Origin of the sequence: Aestuariivirga sp. (assembly GCF_965227715.1) — a bacterium.
In the GTDB taxonomy this organism is placed as follows: Bacteria; Pseudomonadota; Alphaproteobacteria; order Rhizobiales; family Aestuariivirgaceae; genus Aestuariivirga.
Genome location: NZ_OZ245771.1, coordinates 3508794 through 3528022 on the forward strand (window position 1 = coordinate 3508794; position 19229 = coordinate 3528022).

Sequence of the window (19229 nt, forward strand, 5' to 3'; positions counted from 1 at the left end):
TCCGTGGAAGGGTGGCCGAGTGGCTTAAGGCGCACGCCTGGAAAGCGTGTTTACGTGAAAGCGTAACGAGGGTTCGAATCCCTCCTCTTCCGCCAGCTAACTAATTGATATCGAATAGTATTTTATCTCTTCGGGCGGTCGTGACAATGTCGCGGAATTTCCGTGGCTTGCACTCCCTCAGCAACGGGCTGCCGTAACCAGAGACGCCTTTGCTCCGGCTCTTGACGCGCTGTACGGCGGGATATCTCTGTGGCCAGGAATTTGAGTACGACTCTTCGATGCTGTTTCGTGGACGACATGCCGTATTGAGACAGATGCACCGGTCAGGGCATTTTTATCAGCGCTGCCACATCCACGTATCACACAGTACAACTGTTCCATGACGTCCCTGTTTGTGCAACTGTCCAAGGATCAGTTGGCGTTTACGGAGGGTAGGACAATGAGCGATCTCGAGGGCGGCATCACCCGCAACAGCACGGGCTTTGGTGAAGTCGAGTGGAATATACTTGGCCAACGTTATTTTCCGAAGGCAAGCTGCGACACCACTTTCGCATTCGAAGCCAATTCGGAGCCAGGTCAGTTCGTGCCTGTTCATATCCATCCCACGCAGGATGAATTCATACTCGTCCAGGAAGGCCAGCTTGAACTCAAGCTCGATGGCCATTGGCATACGGCCAAAGTGGGGGATCTGGTGCGCATGCCGCGGGGCATCCCCCATGGTTACTTCAACAAGTCAGACAAGCCCGCCCGCGCGCTCTTTTGGGTTTCACCCGCCGGCAAGCTTGAAGCCCTGTTCAAGACCCTACACAACATGACTGACATTCCGGCGGCAATCAAAGCATCTGCCGAGCATGACGTGGACTTTCTTCCGGAAAGTGCAAACGCTTAGCGACTGTTCAACAAGAGAATGGATCCAGCGCTCTCGGGGAACTTCTAGCGCCGGCGATAGCGAACCAATAGAAGGGTTTGAAGGCGGGGTTCGATTGTGAGCCTGCGTGTCGCGTGACCTTTGAGTGTCGCTGATCCCGCTCTCTTGAATTGGGCCGGTCCCTCGTCGAAGCAAAGAGGCTCGATCACCTGCCGTAGTGCATACGCTTCGCCAGCATCGATAGGACATTGGATTTGAAGAAGGCTCAGTAGTTGGCATTGAGGTGGGATGCTCACCTACGCCGCGATCAAGCACGATTTGTTGCCTAGACTGGTCCGCATCGACCATGTCCTGGAAAATCGTACGCTTCCGCGCAGTCGAGCCAGAGCGTGAGACCGTAATTGCTGGCGTCGCCGCTAGTCGGGAAATCGCCGCAGCAGCGTTTGATGGCCCTTTACGGCGGGGTTTCGATTACATTGGACGTTATCGAACAGCCGAACGTATGCTAACGCGCCGCCTGCGTCCCCTCATCGACAAGCCAGGGCAATCCAGCGCGCCTATCGGCAGGATGCTAAACCTCAATGCCAATTGTTGTGTTCGTCATCTACTCGCCCACTCCAATGTGAAGCTCGCTGCTCATGAGGTACCAATAGATTCGAGGGCTCTGGTCGAGGCGTTTCCAAGTTCCTTTCTCGGAATGATGATAATGGAGCCCGCCCTTCTCGCCACCCGAAGGGGTGATAGAAGGGGCCAATGAGACTGCATGACTGATATCATGACGCATGGACCGACTCCGCGATCCGCGGCCTGCTCGATCACGATTCGGCGCAAAGACGAGGCCATGCAAAGCCTTGAATGTGGGCCGCGGGAGGTCAGTTCGGCCGCAATCGGCCAGTCTGTGTCGGATGATCAGGGCAGTGCCAGCAACTGATCGCGCCACGCAATGGGCAGGCGAGTGTCGCAGAGCAGCGTTCTGGCGGTCAGGGTTGGCGGATGTCCGCCGTCGAGAATAATGCAGATGATCTCCGGTGACAGGAAGCTCAGCCGCAGGAGCCGCGTGGCATAGGAACTGTTAATCTCTTGCCTCGCGGCGATGCGTTCCAGCGTGGCGCCTTGCCCGGCCAGCAGGGCGGCGCGCAGGTCGAAGGCCTTGACGAGGAGCTTGACCAAGCTGGGATCAGGCTCGGTGGCGGTCGCGCCTGCGATGATCATCTGCTTTCCCACGCCGCTGCGATTCAGCATTGCCGGTACCGCCAGGGTGACGGTATTGACTCGAGGATCGCTGCTGCTGAGCGCGGTGAGGTTCGGCAGGTTCGGCCACGCGGCCAGCACGGCGAGGAACCTTTGTGGAGCAAGGCTGATGTCGACCTTCTCTCGGCTTACGGTCACACGCTGGATGGCGTGAGCGAGAATGGCGCGCCGCCGAGAGACTGCCAGGGTCTTCCAGTCACGCGAGAGCGTCTGACCCATGCCGATCGCCTGCGACAGGCGTGCGGCGTCGTCAATCTTCGAGCCGATCACCTGATGAAGTTCGCCGGCATTGGCGAAGAGGCTCGTAAGCCGAGTTTCGACCAGGCCCTCGATCTCGCCGGCGGGCAGGCGCAGGCCATCGGGAGAGTCCGCGCGTGCAGCTGTGACAAGAGACCGCGAGACATAGTAGCGATACCGCCGTCCACCCTTGCTGGCATGGCTGGCGGTCAGGGGTTCTCCCATGGGGTCATACAGGAGGCCCGCCAGCAGGCTGGGAGCCTCGGCCGACGTGCCATGCTTGCGGTCAGCCCGGTTGTCGGCGAGGAGCTGAGCCACCCGGTCCCAGAGGTCCCGGTCGATGATCGGCTCGTGTTCACCGGGGTAGTGGTTCCCCTGGTGATGCACTTGGCCGAGATAGAGCCGGTTCGACAGGATGCGGTACAGGGCGCCGCGGGCGAGGGAAGCACCATGTTGCGCTGCTGCATCTTTCCTCGGGATCGCCTTGCCGCAGATACCCTGCTGCGCCAGTTCCTCCGCCAGCAGCCGCACCGAGCCCAGTTCGAGGTAGCGCCCGTAGATCAGCCGGATCGTCCCGGCCTCTGCGTCGTTGACGACCAGCTTGCGGTCCTTCACCTCGTAGCCGAGCGGCACGACCCCTCCCATCCACATGCCCTTCTTCTTGGAGGCCGCGACCTTGTCGCGGATGCGCTCACCCGTGACCTCGCGCTCGAACTGGGCGAAGGACAGCAGCATGTTAAGGGTGAGCCGCCCCATGGAGGTCGTCGTGTTGAATTGCTGGGTGATCGACACGAAGGACGCGCCCCTAGCATCGAAGACCGACACGATCTTTGAGAAGTCGCACAGGGAGCGGGTGAGCCGGTCGACCTTGTAAACGACCACCGTATCGATCCGGTCGGCCTCAATGTCGGCCAGCAGGCGCTTGAGGGCGGGGCGCTCGAGGGTCCCTCCCGAGATGCCACCGTCATCGTAGAACTCTGGAAGCAGGGTCCAGCCCTCGTGCTTCTGGCTCCTGATGTAGGCCTCGCAGGCCTCGCGTTGGGCGTCGAGGGAGTTGAAGGCCTGCTCCAGGCCTTCCTCGGAAGATTTGCGGGTGTAGATGGCGCAGCGGACGATGCCGCTGCGCTCGCCGTCACGTGCGTCACACATCACGCACCTCCGCCCTGGCGAAGCCACGGCCCTGCTCGGCAAAGCGCGACGCATCGCGCTTGAGCCCGAAGAAGGCTGGACCCGAGCGGTGCAGGCCCGAGATCGCAGCTGCCACTTTGGTGAGCGAGGGAAAGCGCTCGCCGCGGTACTCGAAGCCATCCTCCAGCACCAGGACCATGTGGGTGGTGCCGTTCCACTCGCGTACCAAGGTCGTCCCGGGCCTGAGTGACGCAGGAAGGCACCTGCTGTCAGCTCCGTCTGGACACCTGAGCCTCGCGCCAAGCGCTTCCAACCGCCGGAGCGTCGCCTTGCCAAGGCCCCCCTGAGCCTCCTCCTGCAGGCGGTAGGCGATGAAGCGGATCAGGAGATCGCGGCTCAGGCCCTTCGGCACCGGGACATGGTAGTACCGGTGCCAGAGCGTCCGCAGCTGTGAGGTGGACATACTCGCCAGCTTCCCAAGTTGCTCCGTCACCTTATTGGAGGACCCAGCCAGCTCACGTCCGCTAGAGCGTTGCAGCATCTGTCTCACTCCCCTGCGGGGATAATTCGCCAGCGGCGGATGCTGTCTTCCCCGTGAGTCGAGGCGACATGGAGGCCCATCTTCTTTCGGACGGTTCCGGAGAGAAAGCCACGCAGGCTGTGTGCCTGCCAGCCAGTGGCCGCCATCAGGTCTTGCAGGCTTGCACCCTCGGCCTGCCGCAGCAGGTTCAAGCAATGCGCGGACTTGCTCAGTGCGGGCATGGGGGCAGGGATCAGCTTCCGGGCTCCGGATGCTCTATTGCGCATCCTTGACCTCTTTGCTCCCGCCTTCGGAGCCGTGGATTTGGGCCTTGAGATCGTGTGAGTTGATTTTGACTTTGCCATGGGTGGCTCACTTATGGCGGGTCCGCCCGATTGCGGCTCTCGCACCGCCCGAAGCCCCACGTTTGAGCGAGGCCCATGCGCTCCGGCTCTCTGGCGCCGCATGACCAGCACCAATGCTTAGTGTGGGCATGAAGTCCAGCGGAAAATGGACTTCCGCTGGGCTGTACTGCTGGTGCGAATCCCCATCGCTCCGCCATTACCCTTTCTTGATCGCAAACATCACCCAAAGCCTTGAACGGCAAGTATAATTCAGGGGTTCGAACACCCTCATTCCAGTCGTATTCCAGATGAGAGCTCAGGGCGAGTTTTAGCACAATTCGCTCGTCTTCAAGCGATCCTGTTTTCCAAAGAAAGCAAGGATTTGCGATGACGTCAAAGCGGTTCGAAGAGTTTCGTCATAGTCTGGCAACGCGGTGCCGCAACGCGCCGTTTTTTCCGCCAGAACGAGCTTCTGGCATTCCAGCCCTTCGACCTTGCGCTCATATGCACCGATCACCCTCGAGCTGTCTGACTCGACGATCCGATCTAGGAATTGCGCGATCTTCGTTCCAATCGAAGCGACTTGGAGATTCATCGCGGCTCCGGCATCCTTGGCTTTCTATTCAGCCTCGTTCCACCGCTTGCGGAAGAGGTTGGAGAAAACTGACAGCACTTCGGGACGCGGAGTCATGCGACGGATAACGGCCTCAGGCGCGACGGCCTCGGCGCGCGCGGGTTCCACCTGTCCGATCGTCTCGCCCTTCATCATCTGGGATATGGCCGCGGACCATCGCGCCAGCAGCGCTCGCAAGGCGTCCCGGTCAGGTCAAGCTGCTTCAGATATACGTAGTCTTTCAGTTGCTCGTAGTAGGTGTAGGTGACCGTATCGAAGTTTGCCTCGTCATGCGGAGCGAGAACGGGCACCGCGTCACCGCGGAAATAGGAGCCAGTCATGGCAACGATGTGCGCCCAGTTCCCAGGTGTTCCTCTATCAACTGACGGACAATTGCTTCCGTATCCAAAGGCTGTTCGCAAAGCTTGGATATGTGGAGTCCACCGTTGTGTATTGAGTATATAATCGCCTTTGGGATTATATGATTGATGTACATGCCTAACATGTCAGCTGCTAGTCAAACACTGCCGCTCCCACGTACGTCCCCTCGATAGCCGCCGGCGGCACGAAGAACAGGGCGGAGCCAATGTGCGTGATGTATTCGTTCAGCGCGTCTGCGGCGCCTAGCTTCATTTGCAGTGCCTCGAAATGGGCGGGGTCGTTCTGGTAGCTGATGAACAGCAGACCTGCATCGAGAAGGCCGACGTCGTTAAGGCCGTCGGTGTAGTTGTAGGAGCGGCGCAAAATGCGGATGCCGCCGTTATTTTCATGAGCGGCAAGGCTGATGTGGGCGGTTTTCGGGATCACCAATTCTCCGTCTCGTCCTCTGCGGGTAAAATCGGGAATGTCGAACTCATGCCTGCCGCCCAGCGGCGCGCCGGACAGTTTGTGGCGCCCAAACACAGCATTCTGGTGGCTGACACGGTTGGTGTCCCAGTTCTCGATCTGCATCTGCACCTTGCGGGCAACCTGGTAGGTGCCGCCGATTTGCCATTCGGGACCTTCCTTGATCCACACGAATTCGTCGAAATCCGACGGGTCGACGATATTGCGCGTACCGTCTTTGAATCCGAACAGATTGCGTGGCGTCGACTGGCCCTTGCCGGCGGAGGCCCGCCCGAATCCCATCACAGTCCAGCGCGTTGCCGCGGTGCCGGTGTTCTTGGCGATGCGCACGAGATCGCGGATGGCGTGGTAAGTGACCTGTGGATCATCGGCGCAAGCCTGCAGGGAAAGATCGCCTCCAGTAAGCTCTGGGCGAAGTGCATCGCTGGGCAACTGCATCAGCGGGCGAAACAGGGCGGGGCGTTTTTCCGCAAGTCCGAAGCGATCAGTGAATACATCAGGTCCCAACCCGATGGTGACAGTAAGGCCCGATGGGCCGAGGTTCAAAGCTTCGCCCGTGTCTGGTGCGACGGCCTCGGCGCGCGCGGGTTCCACCTGTCCGATCGTCTCGCCCTTCATCATCTGGGCTATGGCCGCGGACCATCGCGCCAGCAGCGCTCGCAAGGCGTCCCGGTCATTCGTGGTCAGGTCGAAGGTCATATAGAAGATGTGACGCTGCGGCGGCGTCATAATGCCGGCCTGCGGACCATTGCCATAGAAAACATAGGCGCGCGCTGACTCGTCGGCGGTGCCTGCCTTCCCGCTCGCAACTTCTGCGCCGGCTGGGCTCAGGGAGCTTGCGCTCCCTGCCGCAGCCCCGATGAGAAGATTACGGCGAGAAATCGAATGCACCGCACCCGTCTTATTGGGGTATTTCTGGGTCATCGTCATGCCTCAGCCAGCAGTTGCTACCTTTTCCGCAATGCGCGAGAGCGGTTCCTGCAAGGCCTGGATGGCTTTGGATAGCTTCGCTGCATCGGCGGCGCGCAGTTCCGGCGTGTAAAGCTTGTAACCGCCGGGCTGCGACGGGTCGCGGTACCCGTCGAGGAGCTGGTTCACCACGTCGAACTGGGCCTGGATCTGCTTCGTCAGCTCTGGGTCGATCTTCTGCATGCCAGGTGTGAGATAGGCGAAGGCCTGCTGAGCGCCTTCGATATTGGCCGCGAAATCGACCAGGTCGACATGGCTATAAGCCTCCTCCTCACCCGTGATCTTGCCGCTCTGCACTTCTTCCAGCAGGCTTGCCGCACCATTGGCGAGATCTTCGGGCCGGTATTCCAACGTCTCCACCAGCTTGCTGAGAAGAGCAACGTTCTTTTGAAGCTCGGCCGCCAGCGCCTTGGTTTCCGCATTGATTTGACGCTTCTCGAAGAGATCGCGCTCGATAGCGTGCAGGCCATGCCATCCGACTGCCGGATCGAGATTGGATTGGCGCATGTCGATCAGGTAGTCGAGGTTGCCGGCGTTGTCGGTCGCTTCGAAGTCTGGCAACACAAAACCTTCGACATCCGCTTCGATGCGCTCATAAAACGGCCGGGCCAGGGCATAGGCCTTCTGCGCAGCTGCAAGATCCCCGGAATCAATGGTTGCTTTCAAATGGTCGACTGCCTGCACCATTCCTTCGACCACGCCGTCCACGTAGGTGGCATAGCCCTTTGTACCTTCGATCAGCAGCGCACTCAAGCCTCCGGCCGATGGAGCCGCCACATCGCCCATGACTTTGAATGCCACAGTTTCTTCCTTGGCGCCCGGGCAGTAGATATTGTAGGTCCCGCCGCTCAGCGTCACCGTGAAGCTCACGGGTGGCAGGCCGGGGGCGAGGTTTTCTTTTTCGCCGAGGATGCGGTTGTCGCTCATCAGCTCGATTTCGGTGATCGCAGTGGCCGTCTGGTTGGTAACCGTGAATGTGACGGGACCGGCCATGGCTTCGGCGTGGCTCACCACGCAGCTGCCACCATTGTCGCCGGTGAGCGTGACCGCCACCTGAGCAGCGCCATTCGCCACGGGCGCCGTGCCGGTATCAGCTGAGACCGCACCCGCACTATGGGCCAAGAGAAGCGCCCCGAGGGCGGTGGACATGGTATGAAGCCGGGAGATGTCAGGACGACGCATGTGTTGCTCCTTTTGCAATCAGCTTGTCAGCGTTGTGAGGGGATTGGGCCGGATGAACCGTTGCTTGATGCAGGCGGCGAAGATCTCTTAGGGCGATGCCTGCCAGCAGCAATGCGGTCAGCACACAGACGACGGGCAGTTGTCTTGCCCAGAAGCGGCGCTCGGTCTCAGCCGCGTTCTGGCCGCGGAGGGCCGCAAGTATGGCTGTCGTATGAGCGGGGTCGACCCGCCATGCATCCGGCGTCCAGCGGTCAGGAGGGGTCCCGACGGTCAGTACCCGCGGCGCGGGCAATCCGCTTCCGGAGACGGTCAGCACGGCCTTTCCGCGCGATGCGGCATCCACCAGCGTACCCCCCGCTGCCCACACATCGGTCGTGGTCACGACCGACCAACGCGCCGCATAGGGGCCGGGGTGCAGCGCGGGATTGAGGCCCGGCGGCACGCGCCCGCCCACCAGATGCGTCAGCTGCTCGAGAGAAATGCTGTCAGGCGCTTTTGCGGGGGTCGACGTGTCACGCAACCCCCAGGTCGTGACATCGATACCGTCATGCAAACCGGGCTTTCCTTGTGCGGCGGCCAACGCGATCATCTGGTCCGCGCCATCCTTGCGGATCACGTGGAGCTGGGCCGCGCCATTTGCCATCGCCTCAAAACCTAGGCTACCTAAGGGCGAAGCGTCCTCCGTCAGACCAATGATCGGGATGGGGTTTGTGAACACGGGCTGAGGAACGGGATAGAGCAGGGCCAATCCCGCTCCCAGCACGGCGAGGACGGCGGCGATGGCGAATTTGAGGCGCACAGTTCCGCGCGGCGCGGGCCGCAGTGCTTTCGGCCAATAGACGAAGAGCATCATCGGCACCAGGTAACAAAGCCAGCCTATCACCTCAATCAGGCGCGGATCGGCAGGAATGCCAAGCACGCCGGTGATCAGTGCCGAGCGCACCGTTCCGGGCGCAACCAGCCATGACAGTTCGAAGCTGCGCTGCTGGCCCGCCACAAGCCAGCCTGCCTCATGCGCAGTACGGAGGCAGCTGATGACCAGCCCCGCCGCGACGAGGATCAGGAACCCACTGGTAATGCGGAAGAAGCGTGACAGGTTGATCTTTACCCCGCCCACATAGATGCCCCAGCCGATGACCAGCGACAGCAGAAGCCCCATTATTGCCCCTGCCGCGGCGAGGCCAGCGGACTGCGATGCCGAAAAGGTTGCCAACAGGAAGACGCTCGTTTCGAAGCCCTCCCGCAGCACGGCGAGAAATGCCATGGCGGTCAGCGCGTAAGCGCCCGGGCGCGACATCGCCGCGGCAGCGCCTGCCTCCAATTCGACCTTGAGGGTACGGGCATGAACGCTCATCCAGGTGATCATGCAAGTCACGAAGAACACAGCGACCACGCCGATGACCGTTTCCAGCGCCTCCTGGCCAGCTTGCGGAAGTGTCTGTTCCAAGAGGGCCAATCCCACGCCCACGGCAATCGACAGAACAATGGCGAGCGTCACGCCAAGCCACATCGGCCCCAGGCTCATGCCGTTCCGCCGCAGGAAGGCCGCAAGAATGCCGACGATTAACGCGGCTTCCAAACCTTCACGCAGGCCGATGATGAACGTTGCAAGCATATCGCCTTTATATCCGACTGAATTTATCGGATTTGCTAGAGCCCTTGGACAACAGTGTCAAGAAATTCCCGATTTATTGACTCGGAATTGAGTGTGACCCGCAGCTCATCTACACAGCTCTTGTGGCGCGTCCCGCCCGCCGCTGGCGAAAGAGGCCGAAAACTCCAGCCTCAGGCGATCCAAGTTTTGAGAGCGGCACAAGGAGATGGAGACGGAGACGGACGATGAAGAGGAAGCGGTTCACGGAAGAGCAGGTCTAGTCAAGGCGTTCAACCGGAGTGACGTTATTGCCGCACGTTCCGTATTGAAATAGAAGCCCGAGTTGATCCGGCCAATGGCATCTATTCTGGTGTACAAGCCTTGCCGGAGCGTGAGACCTGGAGCGTCATCGAACCTGCCTATGTGACGCCACTCAAGCGGGATTGATGTTAGCTCTGTAAATGTGTTGGAGCAGCTCGTCCGGCTGCTGTGCTGTTCCTGCCACTGATCGTCGCTAGGGTGACGATCTTGTTGCAGAATGTGCTGAGCAGGTTCTCGTTATGTGAAACCACAAGCACGGCTGCTCCACCTGCCGCAGCTGCATGAAGTGCCCTGACGATTGCTGCGGCGGACGTTGGATCCAAAGCGGAAGTTGGTTCATCGGCTATGATGGCATGTGGGCGGGACACGATTGCTCTTGCCAGCGAAACCCGCTGCGCCTGACCAATGGAGAGCTTTGAGACTCGGGTCCGCGGATCGATGTGGCCGAGCTTGACCTGAACGAGAGCAGCCCGCGCTTTTGTAATCGCCTCACTGTCTCTTGCGGCCCTGAGTGGTTCGGCGACGCAGTCCTCAATACTCCAGTAGAAATCCAGTGAAGCCACGGGATCCTGCCAAACCATGCCGAGCGTGCCAGGTGGAGGTAGCGCCGATCCCGGTGTCCAGCCGCCAACCCGGACGCTACCGGTCGCCGGCCTCAGTTCTCCGGTCAGACATCGCAGCAGCGTGGACTTGCCAGAACCCGACGGCCCAAGCAGACCGGTACAGTGACCTGGCATGATGGTGAGGTTCACTCCAGCAAGCACCATTTGACCCGCGTAGCCTGCCGTGAGGTTTTGTATCTCGATCATTTGCTGGTCCGTTCATGACAGGCAACGCCTTCGGCCATCAGGGGCGCCATGTGATGCAGGGCGCATCGGCCTGGGCATCGAGGTGCGAAGTCGCAGCCTTTGTCTGGGCGCCGCGGTGAGGGCGGGTCTCCATCCAGGCCGGCAGGGAGAACGCCAGGCTGTGGCAATGCTGCGATGAGGCTGCGGGAATATGGATGACGCGCCTCCTTAAGGAATGCGTTGGCCTCAATGTCCTCGACGATTCGCCCGGCGTAGAAAACGATCACGCGGTCCACCATTCTAGCCACGAGGTCGATGTCGTGGGTGATGACGATAAGTGTCCGCGCACGCGCCGCCAGAAGATCAAGCATCTGGCGGGCCAGGGGGCGGTCGATGGCCGATGTCGGTTCGTCGGCGAGGATCAGCTCCGACTGATGCGCGGTAGCCGCCACAATCAAGGCTCGCTGCAACATGCCTCCACTCCATGCGGGCGGCCTCCTATTCAGCATTTCGGACGATGAGGAGAGTCCGGCCTGTTTCAAGCGGTCAGCGAGCTCGGCGGAGGAGATGTGCTCGCCATGGGACTCCCAGGCCTCTGCCAATTGTCGCCCAACGGAGATAAGCGGATTGAGGGCAGACATCGGATTCTGCGATACAAATCCGATCTGACGGCCGCGCATCCGCCGCGGGTGAGCTCCTGGCAAAGGTTGCCCTCGGAACGTGATTGAGCCCGAGACGACGGCAGCACTTGGGAGAAGACCTAGGATGGCGCGGGCCAGTGTTGTCTTGCCGCAGCCGCTCTCGCCAATCACTGCGATGCGCTCGCCATGCGCGACACGAAGGTCCAGCCCCCGTAGTACATGCGCGTCATCGGGAAATCGCACGTGGAGATCGGTGATGGCCAGACCGTTCATGTGCGCGTCTGCATCCGGACCATGTCCTCAGCCAGCAGCAAGGCAGCAGCAACGGCGAAGCCGATTGCGAGGCAAGGACCGATCAGCAGCCAAGGAGCTGCTGTGAAGAACATCTGCGCGTCACGCAGCATCAACCCCCATTCCGCTTGTGGTGCCTGTGCGCCGAGGCCCAGATAGGACAACCCTGCTAGTGCACCGAGTGTATAGCCAAGGTCGATGGCCGCCGCGGCAGCCAAACGCATGGTCAAGTGCGGGATGACATGCCCGCGCAAAATGGCGGCGTGCCCGACCCCGGCCAGACGCGCGGCCAGTATGTCCGGGGCGGTAAGCCTTTCCCGGGCAATGCCCCTGACCAGGCGTGCGTACCAGGGCCACCCAACCGCCACGAAGGCGATGATGAGGTTTTCCACGCCGATTCCCAGGGCCCCAACTATCACCAACGCGATGATCAATGAAGGCAGAGCCAAAAGCATGTCTATGAACTGCGTGAGAATCTTTGCCATGACGGAATCTCCGGCGGCGACAAGTCCCGCCAGCGTGCCGAGGAGCAACGCTCCCGCAACGATCAGGGTTGAGGACAGAAGCGAGATGCGCCCGCCGTCCATCAGCCGCGCCAGCATGTCTCGGCCATACTGGTCAGTACCCAGGGGGTGGGCTGCGCTTGGTGGCTGAACGATCTCTGCCAGATTCTGGTCCGTGGGGCTGACCTGCCAGAACAGCGGACCCGCCCAAACCAGCGCCAAGACAGCGGCAAGCAGGAACAGTCCAATCACGCGGGCATTTGTCAATACCGGGTTCATGGCGTCCGTCCCAAAGGACGCGGAGACATGAGGCGTGCGGCCAGATCCGCGAGGGCAGTGGTCAAGACGAAAAAGACGACAGCAAGCACGGCGAATGCCTGCACGACCGGGAGGTCACGCCGCTTGATGGAGTCGATGACGAAGGCACCCAGTCCGGGCCAGGAAAAAACCGTTTCGATCAGAATGGTTCCGGTCAGGGTGCCAGCCAGCCCCACACCGAGGAAGGGAAGAAAGCCGAGCAGTGCATTGGGCAGTGCGTGACGGAACAGAAGGCGGGTTTCGCCAAGGCCTCTTGCCCTGGCCGCCAGCGCCCAGTCCGAAGCGAGTGCCTCCGCCACCAGTCCACGGAATGGCCGTGCCCAATAGCTCGCCAGGCCAGTACCCCCCACGGCCGCCGGCAGCAGGACGGTCCGCCAGGTTCCATCGCCAATCACCGAGGCCCAGCCAAGTTCGTTGGCAAACAGCCGGATGGCAAGGAGCCCCAGCACGAAGCTTGGCAATGTGGTGCCGAGGACTGCCATTAGTGTGAGGCTCTTGTCAGGCCAGCGTCCGGGCTTCAGCCCTGCAAATCCACCCCAGACGAAGGTGATGACCGATCCCAGCATGAAGATGGACAGGCCCAGGAGCAGCGTTGGGCCGATGCGCTGGGAGATGAGTTCGGCGACGGGGGCACCCGTCAACCAGCTCTTGCCGAAGTCGCCCATGAGTGCATTCCCAAGCCAGTCGCCGTATCGAAGCAGAACTGGCTGGTCCAACCCGAATTGCTCGCGGATGAGGTGGAGTGACTCTTCCGTCGGCCGGGTGTTCGACCGGCTCGCCAGAAAGGAGGAAACATCTCCCGGGAGAACCGCCAGAACCAGAAAGATCAGGAAGCTGGCCACGGCGAGCGTAGCCAGCATCTTCGTCAATGCGCGGAAGACCGCCATGCCTCAGCCGGCAGGTGCAGTGTTTGCGTCGATCAGGATGTAGAACGGATTCAGAGGCATGCCCTGAAACCTGTCCGACAGGATGAAACGCGACTTGTCGTCGATGGTCGGCAGCCAGTAATACTGCTCGGCGTTCAATCTCAGCGCTTTCATCATTGCATCCCTGATCGCCACAGGGTCGGAGCTGGACAGAACCGGCATGAGCACATCGCGGATATCGGCATAGGTCCGCCCGCCATAGCTGGTGCCGAATACGCTGTAGAGCGTTCCCAGCGGGTTGGCGTTGAGGCCTATGCTCTCCGTGTAGACGGTGTAAATGCCCCCATCTTTCTCATGCACTGGCGGAATTTCCGAATAGTGCTCGAAGCGGCGCACCGTTGCGGCGAACCCGGCCTTCTTGAGCATGTCCGCAGAGGCCGTAGCGATGCCCTCGCCGATGGCAGTATAGCAATAGAAGCGCGCCTCAAGTGGTTTGCCATCCTTGCTGCGCAGGCCATCTGCGCCTGTCGCCCAGCCTGCTTCATCAAGAAGTGCAACCGCCTTTGCGGGATCGTAGACAATGAAGTCCAGCGCCAGGCCATGGTCTGACGGGAACCATCCCTTCATCGTTGTGCCAAGCCCCATGCCAACGCCAGCTGCGAGCGCATCGTTGTCGATGGCGAGAGAGACTGACTTGCGCACACGTACGTCATCAAAGGGCGCCTTGTTGTTGTTCGGCAGCAAGCCGACGAAGCCGACGCCATCTGTGACCTTGTAGTGCACGTTGGACATGCCCTTGGCAGCCAGCGCCAGCGCGAGGGCGGGATAGGCGAGAACATCGGCCTCGCCGGCGGCTATCGCCTGAAGGCCCGCCTGTTCGTCAGGAACCTGACGGATCTCCACGCCTGTCAATTTGGGCTTTCCGCCCCAGTAGCTTTCGTTGGCCTTGTAGGTGATCTTGCCGGCCTCGATGGAAGACCACGCGAAGGGCCCGGTCAGGATGCCCTTGTTGACGAGACTCGCATAGTCGCCTTTGGCAGCGGCGACAGTCGGCGCGTCAAAGATGATATAGGCGTAATGCGCGCAGCCGAAGGGAACCATCGGGTAGGGCTTCTCGAGAACGAGATCGAGTTCCCGTTCGCTCTTCACTTCGAAGGCCTTGGGTGAGCCGATCAGCGTGCAACCGGCATCGCCCTGGTTTTCCTTGCTGGTCTTGTAATACTCCAGGCAGGCCTTGAGTACCTCGGCATTCAGCGGATTGCCGTTCTGGAAGGTGAGGCCGGGCTTCAACGTGATGCGCCAGCGGGTTGGCTCGACTTCCTCGACCTTTTCGGCGAGCCATGGCTTGGGACCTTCCCATGTCGGGCGCATCAGGAATTCGGCATTGCCGTAGAGCGGCTCGATCTGGATGTCATAGCTTCCCGGAGGCGGGGCAGCCTTGACGAGATAGTCCGCCACGAAGACAATGGTGTTGTCATCTTTCGCAATTGCAAGGCGCGGCATGAAGGCCGCAAGAGCCGACATACCAACAAAGGTGCGACGGTTGATGGGGAGGTTTGTCATGGGGCTTCTCCGATTCTGATATTTCCGATCGCCACGGCCGAGATCATCTGATTGGGCCGTTGGCCTGCATCGGGATTGCTGCAGTTGAGATGATGGTTGCCGGGCGGAATGCGTCCGATGATCTTGTTGCGGAGTGCGGCAGGCCTTTCCTTCTTCACGATCTCACCCCATGGCCGGCGCAACCACGCACCGATGTAGTCGCACAGAGGTTTGGCATCGGTGCGGTCATAGAGTCCGCCGAACACCACGCCCCACTTGTCATGACAGGAGATGGATACACGGCCGCGGCGCTGGCAGGCGCCGAGACACTCGAAGGCCATCAGCCGGCATACATGGGCGAAGTCACGCGCTGCAACTTCGGTGCGGATCGCGGCGAGAAGGGCTTCTCCACCACCCTCTCCGTTTCGCCTGCGCTCGATGTTTGGATCGGCGCAGGTCTTGCAGACGTGAAGTTCGAACTCAGGCAGAGCCATGTCGAAATCCAACATTGGTTTAGGTTGACGAATTGCCTGCAATGCCGGCTGGCGACCGTGCCTGCCGAGCCGGTTCGCCGTGACGCCGGAACACACCACTCTTAGCCCAAGTCAGTTATGACCCGTTGGGGTCGTAACTGTCTGATCGTAAGGGAGACAAGCGGGGTGTCCGGGCGGTCAGGCCGCCAGATGGATGGGTGGTCCGCGCAGGTGGGCGACATGGCTGCCCCCCAGGCCTTTGACAATATATGAGGTAATGGAAATCTTGACGGCGAGTGTAAGTCTTGGGCCGTCGGTCGTGCTGATGCGGCTGGGCGGCACGCCGCAGGCCGCCGTGAGCAGGCAGGCGTCACAAACAGCAGAGATCGCAGGCGTGTCCCGGTCTTGGTCTGAACTCCTGGCGTTTGCGTCGCAAACCGTGGGAATAGAACCGTCAGGCAGGACGAATTCTGCCAGGCTGCTTGTATCGACCGCCGCATGTGAGGGCTGATGCGCAAAACCCAGCGACGCCACCGCCAGCCCGTAGGCCATGATGACGCATATCCTGATCAGACCCATTCGCCAGACGCGCTTCATGAATTTACTCTGTCTGGAATGCTCAAACGCGTCAAGCCAACCTGCAGGATGACGCGGGTCATTTTCTCGACCGAATGGCGCTTCCGAGTGGCTCCGGCGGATGGTCTTCACTATCTGCTCGGGCGTCGCCCGAGTCTCCGATTTCGCTGTCGTGGACCTTCGGTTCTGTCCTTTCTGTACGTTTTCCAAGAGCTCCGATGAGTCGGAAATTCTCTCCTCCTCAGGTCACCAGGTCTATCTCAGGAGCCCAGCCGCCCGACATTGTAGATATCTACTATCTCGCGAGACATCCTCTTTCATAGCCCCATTGCGTTAGGAGGATGACCCCGATGACCCCTGACTTGCATCGCCTATTGGGCATAGTCTCATGACGTGCGATATGGTCCGCAATGGCAAATTCAGGGAATGGCGACAACCTGATCCATGGTTGGGGCGGGAAGTTGAGTTCATTCCGATCGCGAACCATACTCGCTCTTCTTGGTCGGCTCGCAGATTGCCTCGATAACTATTGGGTCGAGTTCTGGAGGTAGGTCATGCCCCATGCCCTCGATAGGCAGATACTTCACGTTCGCGATTGAGAGCGCCGTGTCCTGACCACATGCCATCGGGATCAGTGGGTCTTCTGCCCCGTGAATGACAAGCGCCGGCGCCTTGATCGTTGCCAAGCGTCTTCGCCTGGAAGGGTGACGCTTCGCGCGACTAGCGGGAGACGCAGTTTGGATTCCTGGTCAGCTCTGACCGGATGGTCCTTTCGACCGACATTCCGACACCAAGAAGCAGGTCGTCATCAAAGGGCTTGGCGATGAATTGCACCGACAAGGGTAGGCCGGCTTCGGAAAATCCGTTGCAAAGGGCCAGCATTGGCACTCCAGGCAGGTTAAAGGGTCTAGCATATGTGAAGTCGCGCGCATCTGGCTCATGTTCATACCCGAACGGCTGGGCCGGGGTCTTCGCGGTTGGCAGTGCCAGAAGGTCCACTTCGCCAAACGTACTTCGGAGGGAGGCACGCGCTTTTTCACGCTGGCGAAGTGCCAGCACATAATCGGGAGCACTAAACTTTAGGCCCTCACGGAGTCGCGACCGTGTGACGGACCCAAATCTTTCAGGGTAGTTCCGCAACTCCTCCTCATGTTCGGCATATTCTTCCGGCCAGCTGATCTTGCGCGCTGCGTCCGCCCAGTCATCGTAGCCAGCAAGCGTGACGTCCACGAGAGAGAAACCAAGGTCACGTAGGCAATAGAGTGTAGTAGTGAAGGCCTCCCTGACTTCGGGAGCAAGGTCGGGGTCATCTTCGAAGACATGGCGGGGAATACCGATCCGCAGTCCGCAGATGTTGGCGAAGATCCGTTTGGGATCAGGCAGGTGAAAGTCCGGCGTGGCGCGGTCCCCAGCATCGAAGGTGATCATCGCCTGCAGCATGACCGCGCAGTCCTCGGCACTCCGGGCCAGTGGTCCGATGCAATCCATCGAGCGAGAGATGGGCAAAACTCCACGGCGCGAAACCAGGGCTTGGGTCGGCACAAGACCAGCCGCTCCGCACCAGGCCGCCGGCACACGGATCGACCCGGCGGTTTCGGTGCCCAGGGCGCCTGCCGCCAAACCTGCAACAACGGCCACCGCCGAACCGCTGGACGATGACGACGCGTCGCGGTCGCGGTCCCAGGGATTGCGCGCGGCAGGATAGATACCATCCAGCGCAGTCCCTCCGACCGCATATTCGGCAGTTGTCGTCTTGCCGAGAATAACCGCACCCGCATTTTTCATTGCGTCAACTACAGCGGCATTGTGCAGGGCTTGGTGGTGACGTCGATGGACCGCGGCCGCGGTCGTTGGCAACCCAGCAACATCGATCAAATCCTTGACACCGATCGTCAGACCATCCAGCACTCCCTTGACGCGGCCCATTTGCCGGCGCGCGTCGGAGTCAGACGCAGCCATCAAGGCTCCATCTCCATCTATGGTGATGAAAGCATGAAGGCTCGAGTCCAGTCGTGCGATCCTGTTCAGATGCGCTGCGGTCAACTCAACCGAAGTCATTCCGAAATTGGATAAAAGACCAGCTTGCTCGGTTAAACTCAGAAAGCAAGGATCCATGGTCATGCAGTTCGCGAAAGCTCTTGCAGTGTGTTTAGAAACCGCGACAAATCTTCCCACAACTCCGTCTCGTCCTCGATCCCTATCGACAGCCGCAGCACAAGATCCGCGCCGGGCCAGACGGTTGCGGTGCGACTGGCCCGGACTGTCATGGGGGCGACGAGGCTTCGGGTTCCACCCCAGGAGGCTCCAATTGCAAAAAGCTGCAGGCAATCCAGCGCGGGGGCGACGAATGGGACTATGTTGGGCGCGAATGTCAGCGAGAAGACGCCGCTCGCTCCTAGGAAATCCTGGCGGAAGAGCGGGTGGCCAGGGTCTTCTGGCAGGGCCGGATGCAAAACTCGGGCGACCAGCGGATGTGTCGCCAACCGTTGGGCAAGGCGCAGGCCGACATCCGCTTGATGCCGCAGGCGCAGGGCAAGGGTTTCTGACCCCCGCAGAACGAGGGTTGCGTCGTCAGATGATACGCCTATACCCATGCGTCCTATGAACCTCTTAATCGACGATGCAATCCCGGCATCGCACACCGAAATCGACCCCATGATCACATCCGAATGACCCGAGACATACTTGGTCAGCGCTTCCGTTACGATGTCGGCGCCAAGACTCAACGGCTTCAGGTTCAATGGAGTGGCCCAGGTGTTGTCCACGCCAAGTAGCGCTCCCGCAGAGTGGGCGATTCCGCCGACCTCGCGCAGGTTCATCACTTCCATCGTGGTCGAGCCCGGGCTTTCGCACCAGATTATCCGTGTCATCGGGGTCAGCCGATTGCGGATATCATCTGAACTCGTTGGATCAAAGAATTCAACCGTCACCCCAAGTCGTACCAAATCGGTCTGCGCGAAGTCACGCATGGGGGGGTAGACTGTATCAGCAAGAAGGACGTGGTCACCCTTCGCGACCAGTGGCAATATTGCCAGGGCGTTGGCGGCCTGACCCGATGGTGCAAGAAATGTCCGGCTCGCTTGTTCCAGACGTGAAAGCTTGTCTTCCAGTGCTCGTGTCGTGGGCGTGCCATACAGCCCGTAGGAATAGCCCCTGTCTCCCCGGTCGCCGCGCGCGGCATAGGCGGTGGCATCCTTAAAGGTAATCGTAGAAGCGCGATAAGTCGCTATTCCAAGTGGATCAAACCCTTCGAGCGGCACCCGAGGCGTCAGCACGCAATCGGTCGTATCAGACATTGGCCATTCCTCCCTTGCCCCGGACCAAGGGCTTTACCAATTCCCTATGAGGTGATCTGATG

19 protein-coding genes and 1 tRNA gene are annotated in these 19229 nt (G+C 60.4%); 2 read left to right on the forward strand and 18 right to left on the reverse strand.

The genetic code is table 11. The annotated features are described in order from the left end of the window. Positions 1-5: 5 nt before the first annotated feature. Both ACO06F_RS16575 and ACO06F_RS16580 read left to right on the forward strand, forming a co-directional pair. Positions 6-95 (forward strand) — tRNA-Ser (locus ACO06F_RS16575). Positions 96-439: 344 nt separating this feature from the next. Continuing rightward, positions 440-889, forward strand: a complete 450-nt coding sequence (locus ACO06F_RS16580; RefSeq protein WP_421696708.1) for a cupin domain-containing protein — start codon at positions 440-442, stop codon at positions 887-889. 888 nt (positions 890-1777) lie between these two features. Here ACO06F_RS16580 and ACO06F_RS16585 read toward each other — a convergent pair. The 18 genes from ACO06F_RS16585 to ACO06F_RS16670 all read right to left on the reverse strand — a co-directional run bounded on the left by ACO06F_RS16585 (position 1778) and on the right by ACO06F_RS16670 (position 19167). Continuing rightward, positions 1778-3505, reverse strand: a complete 1728-nt coding sequence (locus ACO06F_RS16585; protein WP_421693842.1) for a recombinase family protein — start codon at positions 3503-3505, stop codon at positions 1778-1780. Further along, positions 3498-3947, reverse strand: coding sequence for a DUF2924 domain-containing protein (locus ACO06F_RS16590; protein WP_421693843.1), 450 nt, complete (start codon positions 3945-3947; stop codon positions 3498-3500). Before ACO06F_RS16590 ends, ACO06F_RS16585 begins: the two co-directional genes overlap by 8 nt. Positions 3948-4030: 83 nt before the next feature. Continuing rightward, positions 4031-4291 carry a DUF3489 domain-containing protein gene (locus tag ACO06F_RS16595; RefSeq protein ID WP_421693844.1) on the reverse strand — a complete coding sequence of 87 codons (261 nt, stop codon included), beginning with the start codon at positions 4289-4291 and terminating at the stop codon, positions 4031-4033. Positions 4292-4676: 385 nt separating this feature from the next. Next, a complete protein-coding gene (locus ACO06F_RS16600) occupies positions 4677-4943 on the reverse strand; it encodes a hypothetical protein (protein WP_421693845.1) in 267 nt (88 codons plus the stop codon). A gap of 170 nt (positions 4944-5113) precedes the next feature. Continuing rightward, positions 5114-5302, reverse strand: coding sequence for a hypothetical protein (locus tag ACO06F_RS16605; RefSeq protein ID WP_421696742.1), 189 nt, complete (start codon positions 5300-5302; stop codon positions 5114-5116). A gap of 172 nt (positions 5303-5474) precedes the next feature. Beyond that, positions 5475-6737, reverse strand: a complete 1263-nt coding sequence (locus tag ACO06F_RS16610) for a Dyp-type peroxidase (RefSeq protein ID WP_421693846.1) — start codon at positions 6735-6737, stop codon at positions 5475-5477. Between the two features lie 3 nt (positions 6738-6740). Continuing rightward, on the reverse strand, positions 6741-7829 hold the full coding sequence (efeO, locus tag ACO06F_RS16615; protein WP_421693847.1) for an iron uptake system protein EfeO: 1089 nt from the start codon (positions 7827-7829) through the stop codon (positions 6741-6743). Positions 7830-7944: 115 nt separating this feature from the next. Further along, positions 7945-9573: an iron uptake transporter permease EfeU gene (gene efeU, locus ACO06F_RS16620; RefSeq protein WP_421693848.1), complete on the reverse strand. Its 1629-nt coding sequence runs from the start codon at positions 9571-9573 to the stop codon at positions 7945-7947. A gap of 428 nt (positions 9574-10001) precedes the next feature. Next, entirely contained in the window at positions 10002-10682 is a 681-nt protein-coding gene (locus ACO06F_RS16625) for an ATP-binding cassette domain-containing protein (protein ID WP_421693849.1), read from the reverse strand. Further along, a complete protein-coding gene (locus ACO06F_RS16630; RefSeq protein ID WP_421693850.1) occupies positions 10679-11575 on the reverse strand; it encodes an ABC transporter ATP-binding protein in 897 nt (298 codons plus the stop codon). Before ACO06F_RS16630 ends, ACO06F_RS16625 begins: the two co-directional genes overlap by 4 nt. Continuing rightward, entirely contained in the window at positions 11572-12375 is an 804-nt protein-coding gene (locus tag ACO06F_RS16635) for an ABC transporter permease (RefSeq protein WP_421693851.1), read from the reverse strand. Before ACO06F_RS16635 ends, ACO06F_RS16630 begins: the two co-directional genes overlap by 4 nt. Continuing rightward, positions 12372-13301, reverse strand: coding sequence for an ABC transporter permease (locus ACO06F_RS16640; protein ID WP_421693852.1), 930 nt, complete (start codon positions 13299-13301; stop codon positions 12372-12374). The genes ACO06F_RS16635 and ACO06F_RS16640 overlap by 4 nt, the downstream gene beginning before the upstream one ends. 3 nt (positions 13302-13304) lie before the next feature. After that, the gene (locus ACO06F_RS16645; RefSeq protein WP_421693853.1) at positions 13305-14843 is read right to left on the reverse strand and encodes an ABC transporter substrate-binding protein; all 1539 of its coding nucleotides are present in this window, start codon (positions 14841-14843) and stop codon (positions 13305-13307) included. Then, positions 14840-15316, reverse strand: a complete 477-nt coding sequence (locus tag ACO06F_RS16650) for a DUF1636 family protein (RefSeq protein WP_421693854.1) — start codon at positions 15314-15316, stop codon at positions 14840-14842. The genes ACO06F_RS16645 and ACO06F_RS16650 overlap by 4 nt, the downstream gene beginning before the upstream one ends. Before the next feature lie 177 nt (positions 15317-15493). Then, the gene (locus tag ACO06F_RS16655) at positions 15494-15892 is read right to left on the reverse strand and encodes a hypothetical protein (protein ID WP_421693855.1); all 399 of its coding nucleotides are present in this window, start codon (positions 15890-15892) and stop codon (positions 15494-15496) included. Positions 15893-16338: 446 nt separating this feature from the next. Then, positions 16339-16557, reverse strand: coding sequence for an alpha/beta fold hydrolase (locus tag ACO06F_RS16660; RefSeq protein WP_421693856.1), 219 nt, complete (start codon positions 16555-16557; stop codon positions 16339-16341). 34 nt (positions 16558-16591) lie between these two features. Beyond that, a complete protein-coding gene (locus tag ACO06F_RS16665) occupies positions 16592-17992 on the reverse strand; it encodes an amidase (RefSeq protein WP_421693857.1) in 1401 nt (466 codons plus the stop codon). Beyond that, entirely contained in the window at positions 17989-19167 is a 1179-nt protein-coding gene (locus tag ACO06F_RS16670) for a trans-sulfuration enzyme family protein (protein ID WP_421693858.1), read from the reverse strand. The genes ACO06F_RS16665 and ACO06F_RS16670 overlap by 4 nt, the downstream gene beginning before the upstream one ends. Between the last annotated feature and the right edge of the window lie 62 nt (positions 19168-19229).

Bases quoted from the DNA above. Each gene is read 5' to 3' on its own strand.
- ACO06F_RS16630 (WP_421693850.1), bottom strand. From the start codon at position 11,575: ATGAACGGTCTGGCCATCACCGATCTCCACGTGCGATTTCCCGATGAC.
- ACO06F_RS16670 (WP_421693858.1), bottom strand. From the start codon at position 19,167: ATGTCTGATACGACCGATTGCGTGCTGACGCCTCGGGTGCCGCTCGAA.
- ACO06F_RS16605 (WP_421696742.1), bottom strand. From the start codon at position 5,302: ATGACTGGCTCCTATTTCCGCGGTGACGCGGTGCCCGTTCTCGCTCCG.
- ACO06F_RS16585 (WP_421693842.1), bottom strand. From the start codon at position 3,505: ATGTGTGACGCACGTGACGGCGAGCGCAGCGGCATCGTCCGCTGCGCC.
- ACO06F_RS16590 (WP_421693843.1), bottom strand. From the start codon at position 3,947: ATGTCCACCTCACAGCTGCGGACGCTCTGGCACCGGTACTACCATGTC.
- ACO06F_RS16595 (WP_421693844.1), bottom strand. From the start codon at position 4,291: ATGCGCAATAGAGCATCCGGAGCCCGGAAGCTGATCCCTGCCCCCATG.
- ACO06F_RS16665 (WP_421693857.1), bottom strand. From the start codon at position 17,992: ATGACCATGGATCCTTGCTTTCTGAGTTTAACCGAGCAAGCTGGTCTT.
- ACO06F_RS16625 (WP_421693849.1), bottom strand. From the start codon at position 10,682: ATGATCGAGATACAAAACCTCACGGCAGGCTACGCGGGTCAAATGGTG.
- ACO06F_RS16580 (WP_421696708.1), top strand. From the start codon at position 440: ATGAGCGATCTCGAGGGCGGCATCACCCGCAACAGCACGGGCTTTGGT.
- ACO06F_RS16600 (WP_421693845.1), bottom strand. From the start codon at position 4,943: ATGAATCTCCAAGTCGCTTCGATTGGAACGAAGATCGCGCAATTCCTA.
- ACO06F_RS16635 (WP_421693851.1), bottom strand. From the start codon at position 12,375: ATGAACCCGGTATTGACAAATGCCCGCGTGATTGGACTGTTCCTGCTT.
- ACO06F_RS16655 (WP_421693855.1), bottom strand. From the start codon at position 15,892: ATGAAGCGCGTCTGGCGAATGGGTCTGATCAGGATATGCGTCATCATG.
- ACO06F_RS16640 (WP_421693852.1), bottom strand. From the start codon at position 13,301: ATGGCGGTCTTCCGCGCATTGACGAAGATGCTGGCTACGCTCGCCGTG.
- efeU (WP_421693848.1), bottom strand. From the start codon at position 9,573: ATGCTTGCAACGTTCATCATCGGCCTGCGTGAAGGTTTGGAAGCCGCG.
- ACO06F_RS16645 (WP_421693853.1), bottom strand. From the start codon at position 14,843: ATGACAAACCTCCCCATCAACCGTCGCACCTTTGTTGGTATGTCGGCT.
- ACO06F_RS16610 (WP_421693846.1), bottom strand. From the start codon at position 6,737: ATGACGATGACCCAGAAATACCCCAATAAGACGGGTGCGGTGCATTCG.
- ACO06F_RS16650 (WP_421693854.1), bottom strand. From the start codon at position 15,316: ATGGCTCTGCCTGAGTTCGAACTTCACGTCTGCAAGACCTGCGCCGAT.